The organism is Sphingobium limneticum, from assembly GCF_008710155.1.
Classification (GTDB): Bacteria; Pseudomonadota; Alphaproteobacteria; order Sphingomonadales; family Sphingomonadaceae; genus Sphingobium; species Sphingobium limneticum.
In genome coordinates, this window is sequence record NZ_VYPZ01000022.1 from 1 (window position 1) to 21,380 (window position 21,380).

Annotated in this window: 24 protein-coding genes and 1 tRNA gene; 13 read left to right on the plus strand and 12 right to left on the minus strand. The window is 64.6% G+C overall.

All coding sequences use genetic code 11. From position 1 onward, the window contains the following. Positions 1–290 precede the first annotated feature (290 nt). Together F4U94_RS18545 and F4U94_RS18550 are read right to left on the minus strand one after the other, a co-directional pair. Positions 291–503 carry a helix-turn-helix transcriptional regulator gene (locus F4U94_RS18545; protein WP_120250939.1) on the minus strand — a complete coding sequence of 71 codons (213 nt, stop codon included), beginning with the start codon at positions 501–503 and terminating at the stop codon, positions 291–293. Then, entirely contained in the window at positions 500–919 is a 420-nt protein-coding gene (locus F4U94_RS18550) for a hypothetical protein (RefSeq protein WP_145986233.1), read from the minus strand. Before F4U94_RS18550 ends, F4U94_RS18545 begins: the two co-directional genes overlap by 4 nt. 318 nt (positions 920–1,237) lie before the next feature. Between F4U94_RS18550 and F4U94_RS18555 the strand changes: the two genes are divergently transcribed. From F4U94_RS18555 to F4U94_RS18590, 9 genes are all read left to right on the plus strand, one after another. Further along, positions 1,238–2,092, plus strand: a complete 855-nt coding sequence (locus F4U94_RS18555) for a D-amino-acid transaminase (protein ID WP_120250941.1) — start codon at positions 1,238–1,240, stop codon at positions 2,090–2,092. A gap of 244 nt (positions 2,093–2,336) precedes the next feature. Continuing rightward, the gene (locus F4U94_RS18560) at positions 2,337–3,380 is read left to right on the plus strand and encodes a MarR family transcriptional regulator (RefSeq protein WP_246171645.1); all 1,044 of its coding nucleotides are present in this window, start codon (positions 2,337–2,339) and stop codon (positions 3,378–3,380) included. A gap of 59 nt (positions 3,381–3,439) precedes the next feature. Next, positions 3,440–3,515: transfer RNA gene (locus tag F4U94_RS18565), tRNA-Val, on the plus strand. Positions 3,516–3,662: 147 nt separating this feature from the next. Continuing rightward, positions 3,663–3,830: a hypothetical protein gene (locus F4U94_RS24450; protein ID WP_170271964.1), complete on the plus strand. Its 168-nt coding sequence runs from the start codon at positions 3,663–3,665 to the stop codon at positions 3,828–3,830. A gap of 45 nt (positions 3,831–3,875) precedes the next feature. Next, entirely contained in the window at positions 3,876–4,103 is a 228-nt protein-coding gene (locus F4U94_RS18570) for a zinc-finger domain-containing protein (RefSeq protein WP_120250943.1), read from the plus strand. Between the two features lie 45 nt (positions 4,104–4,148). After that, the gene (gene tldD, locus F4U94_RS18575) at positions 4,149–5,591 is read left to right on the plus strand and encodes a metalloprotease TldD (RefSeq protein WP_120252182.1); all 1,443 of its coding nucleotides are present in this window, start codon (positions 4,149–4,151) and stop codon (positions 5,589–5,591) included. A gap of 54 nt (positions 5,592–5,645) precedes the next feature. Beyond that, positions 5,646–6,221 carry a DUF924 family protein gene (locus F4U94_RS18580; protein ID WP_120250944.1) on the plus strand — a complete coding sequence of 192 codons (576 nt, stop codon included), beginning with the start codon at positions 5,646–5,648 and terminating at the stop codon, positions 6,219–6,221. Positions 6,222–6,379: 158 nt separating this feature from the next. Beyond that, positions 6,380–6,718: a P-II family nitrogen regulator gene (locus F4U94_RS18585; RefSeq protein ID WP_004209785.1), complete on the plus strand. Its 339-nt coding sequence runs from the start codon at positions 6,380–6,382 to the stop codon at positions 6,716–6,718. Between the two features lie 13 nt (positions 6,719–6,731). Further along, the gene (locus tag F4U94_RS18590) at positions 6,732–8,078 is read left to right on the plus strand and encodes an ammonium transporter (protein WP_120250945.1); all 1,347 of its coding nucleotides are present in this window, start codon (positions 6,732–6,734) and stop codon (positions 8,076–8,078) included. A 174-nt stretch (positions 8,079–8,252) separates the two neighbouring features. On the opposite strand, the gene F4U94_RS18595 is transcribed toward F4U94_RS18590, so the two are convergent. From F4U94_RS18595 to crtY, 4 genes are all read right to left on the minus strand, one after another. Continuing rightward, complete coding sequence (locus F4U94_RS18595; protein ID WP_120250946.1) at positions 8,253–9,203, minus strand: phytoene/squalene synthase family protein; 951 nt, start codon at positions 9,201–9,203, stop codon at positions 8,253–8,255. Between the two features lie 162 nt (positions 9,204–9,365). After that, entirely contained in the window at positions 9,366–9,947 is a 582-nt protein-coding gene (locus F4U94_RS18600) for an LOG family protein (RefSeq protein WP_120250947.1), read from the minus strand. Positions 9,948–9,973: 26 nt separating this feature from the next. Further along, positions 9,974–11,467: a phytoene desaturase gene (locus F4U94_RS18605; protein ID WP_120252183.1), complete on the minus strand. Its 1,494-nt coding sequence runs from the start codon at positions 11,465–11,467 to the stop codon at positions 9,974–9,976. Next, positions 11,467–12,615: a lycopene beta-cyclase CrtY gene (gene crtY, locus F4U94_RS18610; RefSeq protein WP_120250948.1), complete on the minus strand. Its 1,149-nt coding sequence runs from the start codon at positions 12,613–12,615 to the stop codon at positions 11,467–11,469. The genes F4U94_RS18605 and crtY overlap by 1 nt, the downstream gene beginning before the upstream one ends. A 62-nt stretch (positions 12,616–12,677) precedes the next feature. Between crtY and F4U94_RS18615 the strand changes: the two genes are divergently transcribed. Together F4U94_RS18615 and dmeF are read left to right on the plus strand one after the other, a co-directional pair. After that, positions 12,678–12,950, plus strand: a complete 273-nt coding sequence (locus tag F4U94_RS18615; protein ID WP_120250949.1) for a metal/formaldehyde-sensitive transcriptional repressor — start codon at positions 12,678–12,680, stop codon at positions 12,948–12,950. Continuing rightward, the gene (dmeF, locus tag F4U94_RS18620) at positions 12,947–13,978 is read left to right on the plus strand and encodes a CDF family Co(II)/Ni(II) efflux transporter DmeF (protein ID WP_120250950.1); all 1,032 of its coding nucleotides are present in this window, start codon (positions 12,947–12,949) and stop codon (positions 13,976–13,978) included. Before F4U94_RS18615 ends, dmeF begins: the two co-directional genes overlap by 4 nt. Positions 13,979–13,981: 3 nt before the next feature. On the opposite strand, the gene F4U94_RS18625 is transcribed toward dmeF, so the two are convergent. From F4U94_RS18625 to F4U94_RS18640, 4 genes are all read right to left on the minus strand, one after another. Continuing rightward, positions 13,982–14,572 (minus strand): histidine phosphatase family protein, encoded by a 591-nt coding sequence (locus tag F4U94_RS18625; protein ID WP_120252184.1) that lies wholly within the window; start codon positions 14,570–14,572, stop codon positions 13,982–13,984. A 10-nt stretch (positions 14,573–14,582) separates the two neighbouring features. Continuing rightward, on the minus strand, positions 14,583–15,389 hold the full coding sequence (locus F4U94_RS18630; protein ID WP_120250951.1) for a 3-deoxy-manno-octulosonate cytidylyltransferase: 807 nt from the start codon (positions 15,387–15,389) through the stop codon (positions 14,583–14,585). Beyond that, positions 15,386–16,345, minus strand: coding sequence for a KpsF/GutQ family sugar-phosphate isomerase (locus F4U94_RS18635; protein ID WP_120250952.1), 960 nt, complete (start codon positions 16,343–16,345; stop codon positions 15,386–15,388). The genes F4U94_RS18630 and F4U94_RS18635 overlap by 4 nt, the downstream gene beginning before the upstream one ends. 352 nt (positions 16,346–16,697) lie before the next feature. After that, positions 16,698–17,696, minus strand: coding sequence for an NAD-dependent epimerase/dehydratase family protein (locus F4U94_RS18640; RefSeq protein ID WP_120250953.1), 999 nt, complete (start codon positions 17,694–17,696; stop codon positions 16,698–16,700). A gap of 194 nt (positions 17,697–17,890) precedes the next feature. Between F4U94_RS18640 and F4U94_RS18645 the strand changes: the two genes are divergently transcribed. Both F4U94_RS18645 and F4U94_RS18650 read left to right on the plus strand, forming a co-directional pair. After that, the gene (locus F4U94_RS18645) at positions 17,891–19,024 is read left to right on the plus strand and encodes a GNAT family N-acetyltransferase (RefSeq protein WP_120250954.1); all 1,134 of its coding nucleotides are present in this window, start codon (positions 17,891–17,893) and stop codon (positions 19,022–19,024) included. Next, a complete protein-coding gene (locus tag F4U94_RS18650) occupies positions 19,021–19,890 on the plus strand; it encodes a cupin-like domain-containing protein (protein ID WP_120250955.1) in 870 nt (289 codons plus the stop codon). The genes F4U94_RS18645 and F4U94_RS18650 overlap by 4 nt, the downstream gene beginning before the upstream one ends. On the opposite strand, the gene F4U94_RS18655 is transcribed toward F4U94_RS18650, so the two are convergent. Continuing rightward, on the minus strand, positions 19,868–20,935 hold the full coding sequence (locus F4U94_RS18655) for a GNAT family N-acetyltransferase (protein WP_120250956.1): 1,068 nt from the start codon (positions 20,933–20,935) through the stop codon (positions 19,868–19,870). The two genes, F4U94_RS18650 and F4U94_RS18655, sit on opposite strands and share 23 nt — an antisense overlap. A 39-nt stretch (positions 20,936–20,974) precedes the next feature. Next, positions 20,975–21,340, minus strand: coding sequence for an Mpo1-like protein (locus F4U94_RS18660; RefSeq protein ID WP_120250957.1), 366 nt, complete (start codon positions 21,338–21,340; stop codon positions 20,975–20,977). Positions 21,341–21,380: the final 40 nt, after the last annotated feature.

Here is a 21,380-nt window from a genome sequence, read left to right on the forward strand (position 1 = left end):
TACAGCCAGGCCAAACTGAGTGCCGTTGCCCGGCAACTCAACGAACGACCCAGGAAAACGCTCGAGTACCAAACGCCTGCAGAGCGCTTCCAAGCTTGTGTTGCCACCACCCGTTGAACCCACCACCCTTTTTCGTCATTCCCGCGAAGGCGGGAACCCATCTCCTGATCTTGCGTCAAGTACAACGCTAAGGAGATGGATCCCCGCCTTCGCGGGGATGACGGTGGGGAACTGGCACGGCCGCCATCCACCCAAAACAGTCATTGGCCAAGCAGGCCCTTTCCCCCAAATTACCCCGCATCCCCGATCCAGAACAGCGCTTCGACCGGCTTGCCGATCACCTGCGCAATCCTGATCGCCAGCAGGGCGGACGGCGAAAAGACCAGATTTTCGATCGTGTTGATGGTCTTGCGCGACACACCCACGCGCTGCGCCAGTTCCGCCTGCGTCAGGCCAAGCCGGTCGCGCTCTTCCCGCAGTCCGTTCAGCAGCCGCTCGGTCATGAATGGATGGACACCCGTTCCGACACGCCAAAGCTGATCAGTGCGGAGCTGATGCCGACCGTCATGATGATCTGGATCGCGTCGCGCGGGCCATAATCCTTCAGGAAAGACAGCGCATAGCAGACCATCGCCGTCGCCAGCATGTTCCAGAATCCGATCATCAACGATCGCCGCCGGTTCACGTCGCTGCCTTCGTCATTCAGCATGCCGCGCAGGCGCGGATCGCGGAACAAGCCGCTGGCCCACAACAGGAACAGCGCCATCACAAGGCCTGTGATGCCCCAACTGACCGGCCCCGCCCCGCCATCGTCCATCCTTTGCGACTGGGTCACGATCAATATCGTCCCCATCATGATGGCCGCGGTCGATCTTCGCCGGACCAGACGTTCCGCCCGATCCGCAACCATAGTCGTCATTTTCACCTCCACGTAACCCATAGGTTACATGTAACTTCAAGGTTACACGACGTCAACACCGGTGCGCCTGTCCTACTTCCCGCTGTCCCGCTATGATCCCTGCGACGCTTTCCAGGCACCCTACGCCCGGCGCGGCGTCGCTCGCAACAATATGTCCAACATAGGACATTCTATGTCTTGATCGGCGGGAATTGTGCGAAGTTAAGGCAGGCAAATCCTATTTTGGCGCGTCACCCCGGTCGCCCTTGACCCCGCCCGCGCGACCGGCAAAAGCGGCGGCCAGACACGCCCAAACCAGATCAAAGGATCGCCCATATCATGTCCGTCGCCTATCTGAACGGTGCCTTCTTGGCCCTCGAAGATGTCCGCATCTCCCCCCTCGATCGCGGCTTCCTGTTCGCCGACGGCATTTATGAAGTCGCCGCCGTGATCGACGGCGGGCTGGTCGACAGCGCCAGCCATCTGGCCCGGCTGGAACGCTCGACCGCCGCCATCGGCATCCCCCTGCCCTTGTCGCTCGATGCGATCGAAGCCGCGCAGAAGGAACTGGTCGTCCGCAGTGGCCTGACCGAGGGCCTCGTCTATCTTCAGATCACGCGCGGCGTGGACGCCAGCCGCGACTTCATCGCAGCGCCGGGCCTGCAACCGACCCTGTTCATGTTCATGCAGGACAAGGTCGTGGTCGATCTGCCCGGCGTGAAGACCGGCATATCCGCGGCGACCATGCCCGACCTGCGCTGGGCACGGCGCGACATCAAGAGCGTCGGCCTGCTCGCCCAGGCCATGGCCAAGCAGACGGCCAAGGATGCCGGCGCACAGGAAGCCTGGATGATCGAGGATGGCTTCGTCACCGAAGGCGCTTCCTCCACCGCCTTCATCGTCACGGATGAGGGGATCGTCACCCGCCCCTACAGCCAGACGGTGCTGGCGGGTTGTACCGGCGCGGCGCTGACCGCGCTGGCGGAAGAAAGCGGCCTGGCCGTCATTCGCCGCCCCTTCACGCTCGAAGAGGCCCTGGCTGCGAAGGAGGCCTTCATCACCAGCGCCTCCACCCTCTGCCTGCCGGTGGTGCGGATCGACGGCCAGCCGATCGGCAACGGCACGCCCGGCCCGGTCGCCACCCGGCTGCGTAGCCTCTATGTCGATTTCGCCCGCGCGACGTCGGTTCGATAGGCCGGAAACGATAATTGACTCCATAATGGAGGAAGCTTCATCCCTTGTTGAGGGATAGGAAACTTCCTTCATTCTGGCGTCGCTCTGGCGGGAAGCTGGACGGACAGCCCACGCGGATCGGGCCTGTAACCCGCCAGAATGCCGCCTTTTCGGCCAATATCTCCGTTATGGCTGATTTCGTGGCTGAAACGATCCGTTCTTGCTTTATTCTACGGAACGAACATAGAACGGGAGTCGGACCATGATGGAAGATTTTTCCTACGCCCAACCCCAAAGGGGACAGCTCCAACCGGGTGCCATACCCCCCCTTGCCGCGCGCGACGATCGTGCCAGCCTGCTGGTGGTGGCGGACCGGATGGAGGCCGCCGATCTGGAACCTGTGGCCGGTGCAGCGGGCTTCCGCCTACTCGGCGTCACGCCATTGGCCGACGCCCCGATCCGGCTCGATCTTCAGGCGCAATGCGACACGATCCTGTTCTTCTGCCCTACGATGACGCCGCTGCTGGAACGGCTGTTGGTTCAGGTCGAAACCCAGGCGATCCAGAATGGCATGGCCGTGATCATGGTCGCAGGATGGGAGACGGTGGAACTGGCCTTCGCCTGCCAACGCAGTCCGCATAGCCAATTGCTGTGCGATCCCGACCGCACCGAACTGGCCGCCGCTCTGGTCGCGGCCGGCGAACATCGCCCCGCCGCCGGTCAGGTGCATGAGGCTGATCGCGAAGGCGCCCGGCTCCAGCGACTGAGCGAGGAGGTCGGCCGCCTGGCCCGCACGCTCGACGCGCTGACGGAACGGACGGGCATGGCCATGCCCAGCTTCGACCTTGGTCCGCGCATTTCCGACCGGCCGAGCGACTATATCGGCATGCCCGCCCTGGCCACAATCGGCACCGCGATCGGCGCGCCCACCAGCGCCGCGACAGCGATGGGGGACAAGGCAGCACCGGCCATCACCGCCACGCAGGTGCGCGACCTGCTGCGCGCCCGGCGTATACGTTCCGACTTCCTGCCCGGCGACCTGTTCGCCGATCCCGCCTGGGACATGATGCTGGACCTGCTGGCCGCGCGGCTGGAACATGAGCGGGTGTCGGTATCGAGCCTCTGCATCGCGGCGGCCGTTCCACCGACCACGGCGTTGCGCTGGATTCGCACCCTGACCGACAAGGGGCTGGTGGAGCGTCAGGCCGATCCGCATGACGGTCGCCGCGTCTTCATCGCTCTGGCGCAGGAGGCTACGGATGCGCTGACCCACTGGTTCGGCGCCAGCCGCCGCCTGCTCGCCACCTGATTGCATCCTCACGCTTGACGGCCCGACTTTTTCGCTTAGATAGGCGCTCTCCCGAGAGGGGGCGATTAGCTCAGTTGGTAGAGCGTCTCGTTTACACCGAGAATGTCGGCGGTTCGAGCCCGTCATCGCCCACCAGTTTCGCCGATAAAGAAGCCATCCGGGGGATGGCTTCCGGCGAAACTCACGCAGCGAAGCGAAGCGCATCTTCGGCGGACCTTCGACATCCAATCCGCATCCGTAACGTTCATCGCGCAGCAAGCCTGCGTATAGCAATGTTACTGCATGCCATTTGCAGCCTTCTTCAACGGGACGATCCTGCCCCTCATGCTGATGCTGTCGCCGCTTGCGGTGATGGCGGCGGCACCTTTCACGGGTTGGCACACCATCGTCAAGATGACCAAAATGCAGGGCCACAAGCCTTGCACCAGCCATCAACCGCCATTGATGTAATGCCGCATATTGCAGCACACCGGCACCGCTGCTAACCGCTTCGTCATGATCCAGCCGCCCGAAACCATCCGAGTCTCCAAGTCCCGCGTGTCCTGCGACGGTAGCGGAGACATTCCCGCCGCCCTCGGCCATCCGCGCGTCTTTCTGGAAATCGACGAGCATGGCTATGTCGATTGCGGCTATTGCGACCGTCGCTTCGTGTTGATCGGCGGCGTGGCCGATCATGGCGACGTCGTGACCAAGCCCGACATCGCATCGGGCGCCAGCCTTTAAGCTTTTCTATTGGGCTTCCGCCGTGCCGCCCCTATATCGGGCGGCATGACCGACCTCGCTCCCCTCTTCACTGACGCCCGTGGCCTTCTCTATCGTCCGGGCCTGCTCGATCCCGATGGCGCGCGCCATCTGACCGCACAGGCGCTGGGCGCCTGCGACGATGGCGAACTCTATCTGCAATATCGGGCGAGCGAGAGCTTCGGATTTGACGATGGGCGCCTGAAGACCGCCGATTATTCGACCGATGCCGGCTTTGGGCTGCGTGGCGTGTCCGGTGAAATGACCGGTTTCGCCCATGCCAACGACATCAGCGAAGCGGCGATCGCGAAGGCAGCGCAAACGCTGAGCCTGCTCGATCCGGCCAAGGGCCAGCCTGCCCCACCGCCGCCGCACACCAACCGCCATCTCTATACCGACGCCAATCCGCTGGAGATCGTCCCCTTCGCCGAGAAGGTGAAGCTGTGCGCCGAGATCGACGCGGCGGCCCGCGCCCGCGACCCGCGCGTCGCGCAGGTGTCGGTCAGCCTGGCTGGCAGCTGGTCGGTGGTGGAAATCGTTCGCGCCGACGGTTTTACCGCGACCGACATCCGCCCGCTCGTGCGCCTGAACGTCTCCGTCATTCTGGAGGAAAATGGCCGCCGCGAAACCGGCGTGTTCGGCATCGGCGGCCGCTATCTTTATGACGAGGTGATGGCCCCCGCGATCTGGAACCGCGCCATCGACGAGGCGCTGGCCCAGGCGCAGGTCAATCTGCGCTCGATCGCCGCCCCCGCCGGCGAAATGACCGTGCTGCTCGGCCCCGGCTGGCCCGGCGTGCTGGTGCATGAAGCCATCGGCCATGGCCTGGAAGGTGATTTCAACCGCAAGGGCACCAGCGCCTTTTCGGGCCGCATCGGCCAGCGCGTCGCCGCGCCCGGCGTCACCGTCGTGGACGATGGCAGCATCATGAGCCGGCGCGGCTCGCTCTCCATCGATGACGAAGGCACGCCGACGCAGGAAAATATCCTGATCGAGGATGGCATCCTCAAAGGCTATATGCAGGACCGACTGAACGCCCGGCTGATGGGCGTCGCCCCCACCGGCAACGGCCGCCGCGAAAGCTACGCCCACGCCCCCATGCCGCGCATGACCAATACCTTCATCAAGGGCGGCCAGGACGATCCGGAGGAACTGCTGAGCCGCATGAAATCCGGCATCTTCGCCAAGAGCTTTGGCGGCGGGCAGGTCGACATCGTGTCGGGCAAGTTCGTCTTCTCCTGCACCGAGGCCTATAAGGTCGAGAATGGCAAGATCGGCGATCCGATCAAGGGCGCGACCCTGATCGGCGATGGTCCGACCGCGCTGACCAAGGTGATCGGCATCGGCAACGACTGGGCGCTGGACGAAGGCATCGGCATGTGTGGCAAGGGCGGACAGAGCGTACCGGCGGGCGTGGGCCAGCCGACATTGCTGCTGGAAGGCCTGACGATCGGCGGCACGGCGACCTGAGCCTGCGACGGCATGAATGGCGGAACGGCATCGGGCATCCGTTGTTGATGGGGTATGAACATGCTGACCGATAGCCATGATGCGGTGACGGACGACTGGGCCGCCGCCCTGCTCGATTTCTGGTTCAACCAGGTGGGCGAGCAGGGATGGTTCGGCCATGATCCCGACCTCGATCGGCTTTGCACGACGCGCTTTCGGGCTTTGTGGCAGGAAAAGCAGGCACTGCCCGCCGAAAGCTTTCTCGATCGTGCGGACGATGCGCTGGCGGCGATCCTGCTGTTCGACCAGCTGCCCCGCAATATGTTTCGCGACACGGCGCAAGCGTTCGCCACCGATCCCCTTGCGCGCGATGTGGCCCGTGGCGCGATCGCGCTGGGCTATGACATCCAGATCGGCGGCGCCGGGCGCTTGTTCTTCTACATGCCGTTCCAGCATAGCGAAGCGATCGAGGATCAGGATTTGTCCTTGACGCTGTTCGAAGGCGCCGGCGACGAGCGGTCGCTGGATTTCGCGCGCAAACATCATGAAACCATCGCGCGTTTCGGACATTTTCCCCATCGCAACACGGTAATGGGCCGCCCCACCACGCCGGAAGAAGCGGCAGCGGTGGAAGAAGGCGCGCGCTGGTAGGCAAAAGCTGCCCATTTTTTAGGCAGCAAAGTCGCGCTGCACAATTTTTTGGCGCTCTCTCTGGCCGTCCTGCCTCCTAACCCCGCATTAACGCGCCTTTAGCGTTTTGGCACGCCTCTTGCTGAGTATGTCCCCGCACACCAGTAACAGGGGGCGACATGAAACTTGTCATGGCTATCATCAAGCCGTTCAAGCTTGACGATGTCCGCGAGGCACTCTCCTCGCTCGGCATCGCAGGAATGACGGTGAGCGAAGTGAAGGGCTTCGGCCGCCAGAAGGGGCAGACCGAAATCTACCGCGGCGCCGAATATTCGACGAATATGGTCCCGAAGATCAAGATCGAGGTGGTCTGCGACGACGACCTCGCGCCCCGCGTCGTGGAAGCGACCCAGGCGGCCGCCAATTCGGGCGCTATCGGCGATGGCAAGATCTTCGTCCTCGATGTCGGTCAGGCCGTGCGCATCCGCACCGGCGAGACCGGCGAAACCGCGCTGTAAGAAGGGGGGAATGATGACCTTTTCCAAGAAAATCGGCAGCGTGGCGGGGGCGACCGCGCTTTCGCTCTTCGCTGCCCTGCCCGCCTGGGCGCAGGACGCTGCGGCGCCCGCCGCCACGGTCGACAAGGGCGACGTCGCCTGGATGATGACCTCCACCATTTTGGTGCTGGCGATGATCCTGCCGGGCCTGGCCCTGTTCTACGGCGGCCTGGTCCGCAGCAAGAACATGCTGTCGGTCATGACGCAGATCGGTGCGGCTGCGTGTCTCGCGATGCTCATCTGGGTCATGTACGGTTATTCGATGGCCTTTGGCCCCGACTATACCAGCGGCCTTTCCAACTTCGTTTCGACCTTCGACAAGGCGTTCCTGAAGGGCGTCACGCCCGCTTCGCAGGCTGCGACCTTCACCGCAGGCGTCGAAATCCCCGAATATGTGTTCATCAGCTTCCAGATGACCTTTGCCGCGATCACCGTGGCGCTGGTGCTGGGCTCGGTGGTCGAACGCATCAAATTCTCGGCCGTCATGGTGTTCGCCGCCGTGTGGCTGACCATCACCTATTTCCCGATCGCTCACATGGTCTGGGCCGCGTCTGGCTATTTCTTCAAGGCTGGCGCACTCGACTTCGCTGGCGGCACCGTGGTGCACATCAACGCGGGCGTGTCCGCTCTGGTGGCCTGCCTCATCCTGGGCAAGCGTATCGGCTATCCCAAGGAACCGATGGCGCCGCACAGCCTGACGCTGACGGGCGTCGGCACCGGCCTGCTGTGGGTCGGCTGGTTCGGCTTCAACGCCGGTTCGGCGCTGGAAGCCAATGGCTCGGCCGCACTCGCCATGATCAACACCTTCGTCGCCACGGCTTCGGGTGGTCTGTTCTGGATGCTGGCCGAAAAGCTGAACGGTCATAAGGGTTCGGCCCTGGGCTTCTGCTCGGGCATCATCGCCGGCCTCGTCGCCGTGACGCCTGCCGCCGGCAACTCCGGCCCGTTCGGCGCGATCATCCTGGGCGCTGTCGCCTCGATCGTCTGCTTCTACGCCGTTACGGTCCTCAAGCCCAAGCTCGGCTATGACGACTCGCTGGACGCCTTCGGCATCCACGGCATCGGCGGCATGATCGGCGCGATCGGTACCGCCATCGTCTACTCGCCCGCCTTCGGTGGCCCCGGCGCGGAAGACTATGCAATCGGCGCCAAGCTGCTGGTCCAGATCGAAGCGGTCATCGTGACCATCATCTGGGCATCGATCGGCACCGCCATCGCCATCTTCATCGCCAAGGCCGTCACCGGTCTGCGGGTCAGCCAGGAGGTCGAATATGAAGGCCTCGACCTCGGCGAACATGGCGAGCGCGCCTACAACCAGTAAGTTTTCACTGCATTGGCCGGGCGGCATGGTCCGCCGCCCCGCCTTCCGATGTTCCTCCTGCGAACATGCCTTGGGTCGGTACGAAAGTGCCGACCCTTTTTTTTACAACGCGCCGGTGCGAAAGCATCAGCCCTTGTTTCCGTGCAGCAGTGAAGGCGGCCGTGCTTTGGAAGGTCAGCCCGAGCGGGTCCAAAGCGTCGCGGGACGAGGCGTAGTCGCCGGCCAGCGACGCGCCCTGCCGACGGTCTGAACGGCTGCCCGTGCCACCCAGCCCAGTTTCTCACGCTTGAGCGTGACGACGCGATGGTCCCAGGCATGTTCGCCCTGGCGTGCGACCTGGCGTGCGATGTCGCCATAGATGCCGGCCGCTGCCAGCACCGCCCAGGCCGCACGGGGCGGCAAGGCCCCCGTGCCGTGGCGGGCGCTCGCCTCATAATCGGCGGCCATGTCGGCCATGCGCCGGGCGAGTATGGCAAGGCGCGGACGGACCCAGGGCTTCATATGCTCGCCCGGCGGGATGTCCATTTCCGCCAGCCACTCCTGCGGCAGGTAGCAGCGATCCGCCGCCTCATCCTCGCTGATGTCGCGGGCGATATTGGCGAGCTGAAAGGCAAGGCCGAGGTCGCAGGCGCGGTCGAGCGTCGCCTGATCGTCCGGATCGACGCCCATCAACACCGCCATCATGCAGCCGACCGCGCCGGCGACATGATAGCAATAGCGCAGCATGTCGGCCTCGCTGCGCGGCCGCCAGTCGCGGGCGTCGAGCGCAAAGCCCTCGATCAGGTCATGGGCGTAGACGGCGGGGATGGCGCATTCGCGCATCACCACGCCAAAGCCGTCAAAGGCCGGGTCGCCGGTCGGCTCGCCGCGCATCGCCTTGTCGGTCAGTACGCGCATCATGGAAAGGCGGGCCTGCGCATCCGATACGCTGGTCATCGCGCCGCCATGATCCTGTCCATCGGCGATATCGTCGCACTTGCGGCACCAGGCATAAAGCAGCCAGGCCCGCTCGCGCGTCACGCGGTCGAACAGCTTCGAAGCCATCGCGAAGGATTTGGAACCGCGCGCGATGCTGTCGCGGGCGTGGGTAACGAGGGCGGCGCGGTCGGGGATAGTAGAGGACATGGGCCAGACATGCCCTGCTCCGCACGGAAAGTCACCCAAGCTCCGTTCGTTTCGAGCGCGTCGAGAAACGGATAGCGCTGCGCCAGCGTTTCTCGACCTAGTTTATCCTGAGCGCCTGCCTTGGCAGGCAGTCGAAGGGCTCGGAACGAACGGATGATATGTTTACAGCCGTGCCGCCTTCATCGCGAAGATCGTCTCATGCGGCTGATAGGCGGCCATGGCGTCGACCAGCCCTTCGATACTGTCGTCATGGATCAGGATGCCGGCATGCTGGGCGCGGATGAAACCGGCCTCCACCATCTGCCGGTTGAAGCCGATCAGCTGGTCGTAGAAACCCGCGACGTTGAGCAGGCCTACCGGCTTGCTGTGATAACCCAGCTGCGCCCAGCTGATCGCTTCCCACAATTCATCCATCGTGCCCACACCGCCCGGCAGCGTGACGAAACCGTCAGACAGGTCGGTGAAAAGCTGCTTGCGCTGATGCATGGTCTGGACGACGTGCAATTCGGTGCAGCCGCGATGCGCGACTTCCGCGCCGACCAGCGCTTCGGGGATCACGCCGATCACCTCGCCGCCCGCCTCCAGCGCCGCATCCGCCACCGCGCCCATCAGGCCGAGCCGCCCGCCGCCATAGACGACACCGATGCCGCGCTCCGCCAGCGTGCGGCCGACATGGCGCGCCGCGTCGATATAGGTAAGGTCGGCCGGCGTCGCCGATCCGCAATATACTGCCAGTCTCTTCATTTCGTCCGTCCGTGGGGCCATGCCCCTTATCCTAAATCGTCCAACATCAGCGCCGCGGTCGCCTTGGCGCTGCCCACCACGCCGGGGATGCCAGCGCCGGGATGGGTGCCGGCCCCTACCAGATAGAGGTTGGGAATGACATCGTCGCGATTATGCGCACGGAACCAGGCGCTCTGGGTCAGCAGCGGCTCCAGGCTGAAGGCGCTGCCCATATGTGCGTTGAGATCGCGACTGAAATCTGTCGGCGCATAATGGAAACGGGTGACGATCCGCGAACGAATGTCGGGGATCAGCCGATGCTGGATTTCGTCCAGGATTCGTTCGGCATAGGCATGGCCGAACTGGTCCCAGTCGATCGGCAGCTTGCCCATATGCGGTACGGGAGCGAGCGCATAGAAGGTCGAATAGCCCTCCGGCGCCATCGACGGATCGGTGACGGTCGGATGGTGCAGATAGAGCGAGAAGTCCTGCGGCAGCACGCCATGATCATAAATGTCGGTCAGCAAGCCTTCATAGCGCGGCCCGAAAAGGATCATGTGATGCGGGATGCCGGGCCAATTGCCCTTGATACCGAAATGCAGCACGAACAGGCTGGGCGACCAGCGTTTTTGTGCCAGCTTCTCGCCCTGCTTCTGGCCGCGCGGGTGGTGGCCGAGCAGGTCGCGATAGCTGTGCATCAAGTCGGCATTGGTGGCGATCGCATCCGCCTCCCCCCGCCAGCCAGAGGCGGTATGCACCGCCGTTGCCTTGTCCCCATAGGTTTCGATTCGCGTGACGGCGTCGCCCAGGCGCAAGGTGCCGCCAAGCCGCTCGAAATGGGTCGCCATCCCTTGAACGAGGCGGTTTGTGCCGCCTTTGGCGAACCAGACGCCGCCATCCTTTTCCAGCTTGTGGATAAGGGCGTAGATGGCGCTGGTGTTCATCGGATTCCCGCCGACGAGCAATGTGTGGAAAGACAGCGCCTCGCGCAGCTTCTCATTCTTCACATGGCTGGCGACGACAGAATAGACCGACCGCCAGGCCTGATATTTGGCGAGGCTGGGCGCCGCCTTGATCATGGAGGCGAAGTCGAGGAAGGCGACCGCACCGAGCTTGCGATAGCCCTCCTCATACACGCCGGCGGCATAGTCGCAGAAGCGTTCGTAGCCGGCGATGTCGTTCGGATCGAGCTTGGCGATTTCGGCGCGCAGGGCGGCTTCGTCGTTCGAATAATCGAAATTGGTGCCGTCGCGCCAGTTGAGCCGGTAGAAGGGCGACACCGGCATCAAGCTGACGTCCTGCGCCATGTCATGGCCCGACAGGCGCCACAGTTCGGCCAGGCAATCCGGATCGGTGATGACGGTCGGGCCGGCGTCGAAGGTGAAGCCGTCCTTTTCCCACATATAGGCGCGGCCGCCAGGGCGATCGCGCGCCTCGACCAGGGTGGTTTCGATGCCGGCCGATTGCAGCCGGATGGCAAGCGCCAGGCCGCCAAAGCCCGCGCCAATGACGATCGCGCGTCTGGGATTTGGCCTGTTCATCAGGCGGGCGGGTTCCACAATGTTCGCATGGCGTCCCTTATGGGCACGGGCGGCCGTCCGCACAAGATGCGGATGCGATCGGCGATGGTCGAACGACCGGCATAGAAGCGCTGAATCAACGCAGGGCGCAGACGGTAGAAACGCGCGAAGATGCGCCAGCGCTGGTCTGGGCGTGCCGCGCCGAACAGCATCTTGCCGAGCAGACGATAATAGCCGCCGCGCCGCCAATGCGCCCTGGCATAGGCGCGGGTCGCGGCAGGGAGGCTATCCAGTGGCTTATCCGCCAGCCAGCGCGCGAATCGCACGGCGTCGGGCAGGGAATAGCCGGTCATCGGCTGGAACAGGCCGGCGCGCACCCCGGCGCGGGCGACAGGATCATCCTTGGGCCAGTAGCGGTCGAAGTCGCCGCCATGGACGACGGGCAACACGCCCTGTTCGCGATGGATGACCTCGCCCTGCCAGCCTTTCGCCTGCGCATAGGCGGCGATGCGGGCGTCGATCGTGGCGGTGTCGAGCTGGGGCATATCGCTATAATAAGTGTCTTCGATGAAGATCGTCCGGTCATCCCAGGGGAGCAGATAGACGAAGCGGTAGCCGTCATGCTGATCCACCGTCGCATCCATGATGACCGGGCGATCGATGCCATGCGGCGCGTCGAGGCGGAGGGCATGGCCGACGAACTTCTGCCAGCCGCAGCGGAGCGTGGACAGATCGCCCGCACCCCGAGCGTCGATCACGGCCTGCGTCCTGATCTTGCGGCCGTCGGCCAGTCCGACATGGCCGGGAGCGATCGCCGTAACCGTGGCGTGGATAAGCAATCGTTCGCCCAGCACACGTTCAAGTGCGACAGCGAGTTGGACAGTATTCACGCTATTATAGGGCGTGGCCAGATCCCGACTATAGCCCGGAAAATCAACATGATGCCCCTGCGGCCAGCGATGCGCGACCAGCGGATCGATCAGCCAGCGATCGGCGGGGGCGACGTCGCCGTCGAAGAAGGACCAGACATGGTTCCCGCCGGGGCGCTCCCCCTGTTCGACCAGCAACAGCCGAACCTCCGGGCGCAAGGCAGCAAAGGCAAGCGCGACCAGGCCGCCGGAAAGGCCGCCGCCGATGATCGCCAGGTCGCAGTCGAGTGTGTCCGTCATGCCCCCTGTTAAGCGAAGTCGGGGCTAGGCGTCTTCGGAAATATAGTATAGGGGGGTATCCTATGCACATTATCGCGGATCGAGACAAATTGCTGGCGCGGGTACGCCGGATCGCTGGCCAGGTCGCCGCGGTCGAGCGACAGCTGACCGGCGACGCGGGCTGTTCGGAAACATTGCAACTGGTCGCGTCGGTGCGCGGCGCGGTCGGCAGCCTGATGGAAGAGCTGATCGAACAGCATATGCGCGAACATGTTGCCCGGCCGGGCCTGTCGGACGAGGCGCGGACGGCCGCGACCGAGGAAATGCTGGCGTTGATCCGCCGCTACGGGAAATGACGATGCACGATCATGACGACCATTCGCACGGGTACGGACATAGCCACAATCATGGCGACCATAGCCATGATACGCCGACCACCGCCCGCCCCGCATCCGATGAGGGCGAGGACAGCCATTATTTCGACCATATCTACCTGTCCGCCGGGCATGATCAGAATGCCAAGCGGACCGTGTGGGTCGTATGGCTGACCGCAGCGACCATGGTGGTGGAAATCGCCTTCGGCTGGATCACCGGGTCGATGGCGCTGCTGGCGGACGGCTTTCATATGGCGACCCATGCCGGCGCGCTGGCCGTCGCGGCGGCGGCCTATGGCTATGCCAGGCGCCATGCGCGCAATCCGCGCTACACGTTCGGGACAGGCAAGGTCGGCGATCTGGCCGGCTTCGCCTCCGCCCTGCTGCTGCTGGGTACGGCGCTGTTCATCGCCATCGAATCGGGCATGCGCTTTTTTCAGCCGATCCACGTCGCCTTTGGCGAGGCGACCTTGGTGGCGGTGATCGGCCTCATCATCAATATCATCAGCGCCTTTCTGCTGGGGCATGACCATAGCCATGATCATGGGCATGGCGGCCATGATCATGACCACGGGCACGATCATGCGCCTGACCAGAAGCAGGGCCATAGCGACAATAATCTGCGCGCCGCCTATGTGCATGTGCTGACCGATGCGCTGACATCGGTGCTGGCGATCGGCGCACTGCTGGCCGGGCGTTATCTGGGCTGGTGGTGGATGGACCCGGCGGTCGGCCTGCTGGGCGCGGTCGTCATCGCCCGTTGGGCTTGGGGCCTGATGAAGGATACCGCCGCGATCCTGCTCGATACTGCCGAGCCGGCGCTGATGGCGCGAGTGCGCGGACTGGTGGAGGCGGAGGGCGCGACCATCCGCGACCTGCATGTCTGGCGCATCGGGCCGCATGCCCATGCCGCGATCATCAGCCTGGCCCCCGGCGCGGACGGCGCCAGGGTGCGGGCGCGGGTGCGGGCGCTGCCCCGCATGGAGCATGTCACGGTGGAATGCGGTTGAAGATTAGGGGCGTTCGTCCCAACGGACCAGCGTGACCATGCCATCGGGTGCGACGGCCAGTTCGCCAAAGGCGCCGGTGCGCAATTTGAGCGCGCCCAATGGCAGGCCAGCGGCGATCAGGGCGAAACGCGCCGCGCCGTTGCTGGTGACGAGCAGGTCGACCCCCGCCCCGCCCTCCGCAAAGAAGGCCCGCCAGGCGGCGAGGCGTCGGTCGGCATCGACGATCCAGCCATCCGGCGCGATGCCGCGCTCGTCCCAGTCGACCAGCGCTTGCGCGCCGATGCGAGCCAGCACCTCGCTTTCCGGCCTCCCCTCATCCGGGCCATGGTCGATTTCTCCCAGCCAGTCGAGACTGCCGTCGCGCGCATGACCGGTGGCCGCCGCAATGCGATCGGCCGTTTCGCGGGCGCGTTGCAACGGGCTGGAGAACAGACGGTCGATCGGCAGTTTCTGCTGGGCGAACCAGTCCCCCAGCCGGTCGGCCTGAGCGCGGCCGCTTTCCACCAGCGGGATGTCGGTGCGCGCGCCAACGCGGCACGCTTCCGCGCTGCTGGCGAATGTGTTGCCATGACGAATGATGAAGAGGCGGCGCATGACGGAATGCTCAGAGCGGCGTGGGGTCGCCATGGAGCGCGATCAGCGCCTCGACCCGGCTGATATCCGCCTCCGTATCGATGCCGCTGCTGTCGAAGCGCGGCGGATCGACGGCGACGGTCATGACCGGAATGCCGAGTTCGAGCAGGCGCAATTGCTCCAGCCCCTCCAGATTTTCCAGCGCGGTCGGCGGACAGGCCTCGAACCGTTGCAGCGCACCGAGCGCATAGCCATAGAGGCCCACATGCCGCCACACCGGCGAGCGAGGCGTGGTTTCGCGCAGCTTTTCCTCGCCGCGGATGGCGGGGATGATATTTTTGGAAAACCAGAGGGCCTGGCCGTCCGGCGCGCGGGCGCAAGTGGTGCCGCTGAACGGCGAGCGCGTCTTATGGTCGCGCAACGCATCGAGCGCGGGCCAGTCGAGTGCAATCACCGGCGTGGCGACCGACGCGCCCGCCTGCAATGCGGCGATCACGGCCCCCAGCGCGCCTTTCGGCTGGAAGGGCGAATCGCCCTGAAGGTTGATGACGAAGTCCGGCGTCACCGGCTGGACCAGCGCTGCGGCAAGGGCGCGACCCGAGCCGGTGGCGATGGCGCTATCGGTCATCACCGCATCGCAGCCGACGGCGCGGGCATGATCGGCGATGGCATCGTCATCGGTGGCGACGGTCAGGGCCACGTCGGCGCGATCGCCGATCGCCGATCGTGCCATGGCGATGGTACGGTGAAGCAGCGTCCGCCCCGCGATCAGGCGGAGCGGCTTGCGCGGCAGGCGGGACGATCCGGCCCGCGCGGGAATGACGACAAGAAGGCTCAGGCAACCCCGGCGTGCAGCAAGTCGTGCATGTGCACGGCGCCGACCAGGCGGCCATTGTCGCAGACGAAGAGCAGCATGATGTTGCGCTCATGCATCAGATGCAGTGCCTCCGAAACCAGTTCGTCCGGCCCCACGGCGAGCGGCGTCATGGTCATGAAGCGTCCGACCGCATCGGTCAGATTTTGTTTGCCGGTGACGGTGCGGCGCAGATCGCCGTCGGTAAAGGCACCGATCAGGCGGCCATTGCGATCGACGACGGCGGTGCCGCCCAAGCGCGCGCGGGTCATTTCGATGGTGGCGTCCAGCAGCGAGGCATCCTCAGCCACGACCGGCACATCGTCGCCCTTTGCCATCAGTTCGCGCACCTTGAGCAGTTGCGCGCCAAGCTTGCCATTGGGATGGAATTTATAGAAATCGTCCGCCGAAAAACCGCGCATTTCCATCAGCGAAATGGCGAGCGCATCGCCCAGCGCCATCTGCACCGTGGTCGAGGTGGTGGGCGCCAGCGCGTTGGGGCAGGCTTCCTCCACTTCCGGCATCAGCAGCAACATGTCGGCAGCGGTAGCAACCGTGCTTTGCGCCTGCGCCGTGATGGCGACGAGCGGGATGGCGAAGCGCTTGCAATAATGGATGATCGGACCGAGTTCGGTCGATTCGCCGGAATGGGACAACATCAGCACGACGTCGTCCGGCGTGATCATGCCAAGGTCGCCATGCCCCGCATCGGCGGGATGCAGGAAGATGGCAGGCGTACCGGTAGAGGTGAGCGTTGCCGTCATCTTGCGCGAGACGATCCCGCTCTTGCCGATGCCGGTGACGATCACGCGGCCGCGCACCTTCATGATAACGCCGATGACTCGCAGAAATGTGGCAGCGAAATCGCGCTCGGCGAATTTGGCCTCCATCGCGTTCAGCCCGGAGGCTGCGATCGCCAGACTGCGACAGGCAGTCTCCACGATGCGGTTGCCCGAACCGAACGGGACTATTTTCGAAGCTGGTGTCGACACGCGTTTGCCCTTTTTTCCGTTTCAACCGACCGGAAGACCCCGTCGGATCCACGGCGACGGACCATCGTATTCGATGTGCCGTCTTTCCTCGTTCCGCGACCCCTACGCCAGTTCCCCAACTGGCACAGGATGTTGGCTTACGCCGTTTCAGGCACTTATGGCAATATATTTTGCAGGTGCGAAAGAAAATTCGCCAACACTTCACCGAGCAACGACAGACGGGCGCAAGATGAAGTGCGCGATCGAAGCGACAAACCGCGGAACCTTTATGCACGCTGCGGGTGTGGCCTTCATGGCGTCATCATGTCGCATGATAATCGCGATACCATTGCACGAATCGCGGAACACCCGAGTCGATCCCCGTGGTCGGCGCAAAACCGATATCCTGCGACAGGGCGCTGATGTCCGCATAGGTGGCATGAACATCGCCCGGCTGCATCGGCTGGAAGTCTATTTCCGCCTTCCGGCCCAGAGCATCTTCCAGAACGGCAATGAGATGCATCAGCTCTTCGGACTGATTATTGCCGATATTGTAGAGCCGATGCGGCGCGCGGCTGCCGCCGGCCTTGATGGCGCCATCATCGGCAGGAGGATGATCGAGGCAGGCGATGACGCCGCTGACGATATCGTCGATATAGGTGAAGTCGCGCTGCATCCGGCCATGGTTGAACACCGGGATCGGCTCGCCCGCCAATATCTTCTGGGTGAAGATCCACATCGCCATGTCCGGGCGCCCCCAGGGACCATAGACGGTGAAGAAGCGCAGCCCCGTCATGGGGATGCGGAAAAGATGGGCGTAAGTTTCGCTCATCAGTTCGTCGGCGCGCTTGGTCGCGGCATAGAGGGAGACGGGATGATCGGCGCGATCCTCCACCCGGAAGGGCAGCGTATCATTGCCGCCATAGACGGATGACGAGGACGCATAGACCAGATGGCGCACCCGCCGCTCGCGCGCCAGTTCCAGCATGTTCACATGACCGGCCAGGTTGGAACGAACATAGGCATGGGGGTTGATGAGCGAGTAGCGCACCCCCGCCTGCGCACCCAGATGCACGATCGCTTCTATCACCTGATCGGCGAGCGCGGCCTGCAGGGCGTGGAGATCGGCGAAGTCCAGTTCGTGGAAGGTGAAGAGCCGACCATGCGCCGCCTGCAACTGGGCGATGCGATCGCGTTTGAGCGATACGGCGTAATAGTCGTTCATATTGTCGATGCCGACCACGGCGTGGCCCTGCGCCATGAGGCGGTCGGCGACATGCATGCCGATGAATCCGGCGGCTCCGGTAACTAGGATCGTCATGCATCTTCCTCTCGGCATGGGCCAAGTCATGGGTGGGGCGCATGGCCCCGGCCCCGTCTCGACCCATCCCTCTCGACCAATCTGCGTCGGCTTGTAAACCCCCTTCCACCGGCCGCATGATATGACCGATATGCGAGCGACAGGCTTTCCGGCATCTTTACCGCGCCCTAATCTTTGTCGCCTATGGCAGGGCCATGGACATGGCTTCCCATCCCACGCTGCCGACGACCGGTTCCGGCGCCGATCAGGGCCAGCGCGCGCATTGGCTCTCCCTCGCGCTGGAGGCGGCAGAGGCCAACGGTTTTTACGCGCCCGACATGCTGGGCGCGGCGATCGACCATCTGGCCGCCGGGCAGGATGTGCGCCTGATCGAAGCGTATGACGGCGACCGCCTCATCGGGCTGCTGCCGGTAGTGCGCAAAACCCGCCATGGGCGGCTGCCGATCGGCTGCGTCGGCAACTGGATGCACGACCATTGCTTTTTCGGTGCGCCCATCATCCGGCAGGGTGACGAGATCGCGGCGTGGCGCGGATTCCTGGCGCAGTTGGACGCTGCGCCCTGGGCCGGTGGCTTCCTGCATCTGGAAGGACTGGACGCGGCCGGCGCCAATGCCGCCGCGCTGGAGGCGCTGTGCGTCGAGCAGCGGCGCGGGCGCGTGGAAATCCATCGGTACGACCGGGCGATGCTGCGGTCCGAATTGAGCGCGGACGCCTATTGGGAGGCCCATGTCCGGTCCAAGAAGCGCAAGGAATTGCGGCGCCTGCAAAAAAGGCTGGCGGAACTGGGCGCGGTCGAGACGCGGCTGCTGAGCGCGCGGGACGATCTGGCATTGTGGTGCGACGACTTCCTGGCGCTGGAAGCATCGGGATGGAAGGGACAGGAAGGCACGGCATTGGGGTGCAAGCCAGCCGATGCCGCCTTCTTCCGGGCGGCCTGCGTTGCCGCTTTCGACGCCGGGCGGCTGCATATGCTGCGTATCGACCTGGACGGGCGAGCGATCGCGATGCTGGTCAATTTCCGCCATGGCGAGGGCGCCTTCTCCTTCAAGATCGCCTTTGACGAGGCGCTGGGGCGTTTTTCGCCCGGTGTGCTGATCGAGATCGCCAATCTTCATGCGGTGCAGGACGATCCGACGATCGGCTGGATGGACAGTTGTGCCGCCGCCGACCATCCGATGATCGACAGCCTGTGGGCCGAACGGCGGACCATCGTACAATATCGTATCGCGCTGCATGGCAGCGGCATGGCACGGATGCAGCGCAGCGCCGCCTTCGCCATCGCCAATGGCGTCGAGGCGCTCGCCCGAAGACTGAAAGGACAGGCATGACCGCCCACAGCCCGATCGCGCCGGCCGCCGGCGCCACCTTCCCCGACGCGGCGCGCACGGCCTTTGCCGCTGCCTATCCCGACCAGTCGACGAAGCTGAACCATGGGCTGGTCGGCCATGGCCTGCTGACGCTGGACGCGCTGGCGACGCTGGCCGAACGTATGCCCGCGACGTCGGTGGAATATAATCTGGGCAAGCTGCCGCTGGGCGTGACCGCCGAAGATACGCCGTCCAACGGGCTGACGCTGGGCGAAACGATCCGCACGATCGAGACGAACGGCAGTTGGGCGGTGCTCAAAAATGTCGAGCGCGACCCGGCCTATGCCGCGTTGCTGGACGATGCGCTGGCGGAACTGGAACCGATCGTGGCGGGCAAGACCGGGCCGATGCTGCACCGGGAGGCCTTCATCTTCCTGTCTTCTCCCGGCAGCGTGACGCCGTTCCACATGGACCCGGAGCATAATATCCTGCTCCAGATCATGGGCGTGAAGACGATGACCGTCTTCCCCGCGCGCGACGAGCATCTGGTCCCGGCGCAGAAGAGCGAGGATTTCCACGGGGGCGGGCATCGCAACCTGATCTGGCAGGATGGGTTCAAGGCGCGTGGCAAGGCGGTGCGGCTGGAGCCGGGCGACGCCATCCATGTGCCGGTGAAGGCGCCCCATTTCGTGGAAAATGGCCCTACCGTGTCGGTCAGCCTGTCGGTGACATGGCGGTCGGAACGCAGCGTGGCCGAGGGCGAACTGCACAGCTTCAACGCGCTGCTGCGCAAGCGTCGCCTGCCGGTGGGCAAGGTCAGCGCCCAGCCCGAGACGCAGGGCATTCGCCGGCTGGTCTATCGCATCATGCGGAAGCTGGGCGCCTGAGCAGACGGCGCAGCAGCGCTTCGGCTTCGAGGCGCGGACTGAACCGCTCCAGCACCCACCATTCCAGCACTTCCTCGCATGTGGCGAGGCTCTGCTTGTAGCGATCCTTGCCGGCGAGCAGCGAATAGCGGCTCAGGTCACGGGCAGCATAATGGCCCACTGCCGCGGCATGGCAAAGCAGGCCCGGCTTGTCCTTGGCCGTGCGGGGCGGGGCGAAGGCGGACTGATAGTTCATCGCCGCGCCGCGATGGATGAAATTGACGAGCAGGCCGACCACGCCGCCGGCGTCGGTAAAGCGCAACAATTCCACCGCACCCAAAGGCAGGCCGCGCGCGGCGATGGTGGCGACGAAGCTGCGGAAACCGGCATCGTCCCAGGCATTATCGGCATGACGCCCACCATTGAGCGCCGCCATCTCCTCCAGCCAGGGACCGACATCGTCCAGCCCGCCGACGCTGACATCGGGAAGCGGGCCGCCATGATCCTTCATCGCGCGCCTGATCTGGCTGCGGGTATTGCTGCTGAGCAGCGAGAGATAGTCGCCGTCGGCGGCGCGCACGGCGTCGAGATCCACCTGATAGACGGGCGACTGATCGACGCGAGTGCGGCGGCGGGCCGGCAGGGCGAGGAGCGGCGAATCCGGCGCGATGCCGCTGAATTGCAAGGCGCGCCAATCGCGGCGGCGGGCGAAGGCGGCGAGGGCAGCGGCGGTCGCTTCCCCCTCCCGCCCCTTTTCCATCAACAAGCCATTATATTCGACATAGGGACGGTCGGCCTGTGGATCGCCGGACTGGTTGAGGCTGAGCGTAGCGACCCGTCCAAGCGGGCGCGGCTGCATGGCATGGCCCACCAGCGCCAGCGCCACGTCCGCACCCTCTGCGTCGGTGATGGCGAGCAGGTCGGGCCGGACGCCATAGCTGTCGAGCCAGGCCGAAACCCATGTCCATCCCAGGAAAAAGCTGCCGTCCGACCGCGCCTCCAGCGCCCGCCAGCGTTGCGCCAGGGTCACCCGATCGGGCTGCGAGAAGGTGGCGGACAAGGTCATCGCGCCTCTTGTGGCAGAGCGCGGTGGCGGGTCAAGCCATCAGGCAGACAAGCGCCTTGCAGGATCGACCGTGCCGTCCGGGCGCACCCCGGCGCGCGCCAGATCGCGGCCCATGCGGCCGGTGAGGAAGCGATACCACATGACGAAATCGGCGCGCAGCGACCAGAGCGGATAGCGGAAGGTCGCGGGTCGATTGCGCTCGATCAGGCCATGGCCGGCCCAGGCGAAGCCATAGCCCGCCAGCGGCACCGCCGCCGCCATCCACCAACCGCCGGCAAAGGGCAGGCTGGCGAGCAGTCCCACGACCAGGCTGGTGCCCGCATAATGGAGCGCGCGGGTGCCCGGCCGGGCATGTTCCTGCAAATAATAGGGCCAAAAATCGCGAAAACGGGTGATGCGGGTCATGCTTGCCTCTCTGGCATCCTCTCCGACGCCAGCCTAACGA

Coding starts and splice junctions, on each gene's coding strand:
- F4U94_RS18645 (WP_120250954.1), top strand. CDS start 17,891: ATGGACATGGCTTCCCATCCCACGCTGCCGACGACCGGTTCCGGCGCC.
- F4U94_RS18550 (WP_145986233.1), bottom strand. CDS start 919: ATGACGACTATGGTTGCGGATCGGGCGGAACGTCTGGTCCGGCGAAGA.
- F4U94_RS18580 (WP_120250944.1), top strand. CDS start 5,646: ATGAACATGCTGACCGATAGCCATGATGCGGTGACGGACGACTGGGCC.
- F4U94_RS18595 (WP_120250946.1), bottom strand. CDS start 9,203: ATGTCCTCTACTATCCCCGACCGCGCCGCCCTCGTTACCCACGCCCGC.
- F4U94_RS18625 (WP_120252184.1), bottom strand. CDS start 14,572: ATGCGCCGCCTCTTCATCATTCGTCATGGCAACACATTCGCCAGCAGC.
- F4U94_RS18655 (WP_120250956.1), bottom strand. CDS start 20,935: ATGACCTTGTCCGCCACCTTCTCGCAGCCCGATCGGGTGACCCTGGCG.
- crtY (WP_120250948.1), bottom strand. CDS start 12,615: ATGACGGACACACTCGACTGCGACCTGGCGATCATCGGCGGCGGCCTT.
- tldD (WP_120252182.1), top strand. CDS start 4,149: ATGACCGACCTCGCTCCCCTCTTCACTGACGCCCGTGGCCTTCTCTAT.
- F4U94_RS18600 (WP_120250947.1), bottom strand. CDS start 9,947: ATGAAGAGACTGGCAGTATATTGCGGATCGGCGACGCCGGCCGACCTT.
- F4U94_RS18650 (WP_120250955.1), top strand. CDS start 19,021: ATGACCGCCCACAGCCCGATCGCGCCGGCCGCCGGCGCCACCTTCCCC.
- F4U94_RS18585 (WP_004209785.1), top strand. CDS start 6,380: ATGAAACTTGTCATGGCTATCATCAAGCCGTTCAAGCTTGACGATGTC.
- dmeF (WP_120250950.1), top strand. CDS start 12,947: ATGACGATGCACGATCATGACGACCATTCGCACGGGTACGGACATAGC.
- F4U94_RS18615 (WP_120250949.1), top strand. CDS start 12,678: ATGCACATTATCGCGGATCGAGACAAATTGCTGGCGCGGGTACGCCGG.
- F4U94_RS24450 (WP_170271964.1), top strand. CDS start 3,663: ATGCCATTTGCAGCCTTCTTCAACGGGACGATCCTGCCCCTCATGCTG.
- F4U94_RS18640 (WP_120250953.1), bottom strand. CDS start 17,696: ATGACGATCCTAGTTACCGGAGCCGCCGGATTCATCGGCATGCATGTC.
- F4U94_RS18555 (WP_120250941.1), top strand. CDS start 1,238: ATGTCCGTCGCCTATCTGAACGGTGCCTTCTTGGCCCTCGAAGATGTC.
- F4U94_RS18570 (WP_120250943.1), top strand. CDS start 3,876: ATGATCCAGCCGCCCGAAACCATCCGAGTCTCCAAGTCCCGCGTGTCC.
- F4U94_RS18590 (WP_120250945.1), top strand. CDS start 6,732: ATGACCTTTTCCAAGAAAATCGGCAGCGTGGCGGGGGCGACCGCGCTT.
- F4U94_RS18560 (WP_246171645.1), top strand. CDS start 2,337: ATGGAAGATTTTTCCTACGCCCAACCCCAAAGGGGACAGCTCCAACCG.
- F4U94_RS18660 (WP_120250957.1), bottom strand. CDS start 21,340: ATGACCCGCATCACCCGTTTTCGCGATTTTTGGCCCTATTATTTGCAG.
- F4U94_RS18605 (WP_120252183.1), bottom strand. CDS start 11,467: ATGAACAGGCCAAATCCCAGACGCGCGATCGTCATTGGCGCGGGCTTT.
- F4U94_RS18545 (WP_120250939.1), bottom strand. CDS start 503: ATGACCGAGCGGCTGCTGAACGGACTGCGGGAAGAGCGCGACCGGCTT.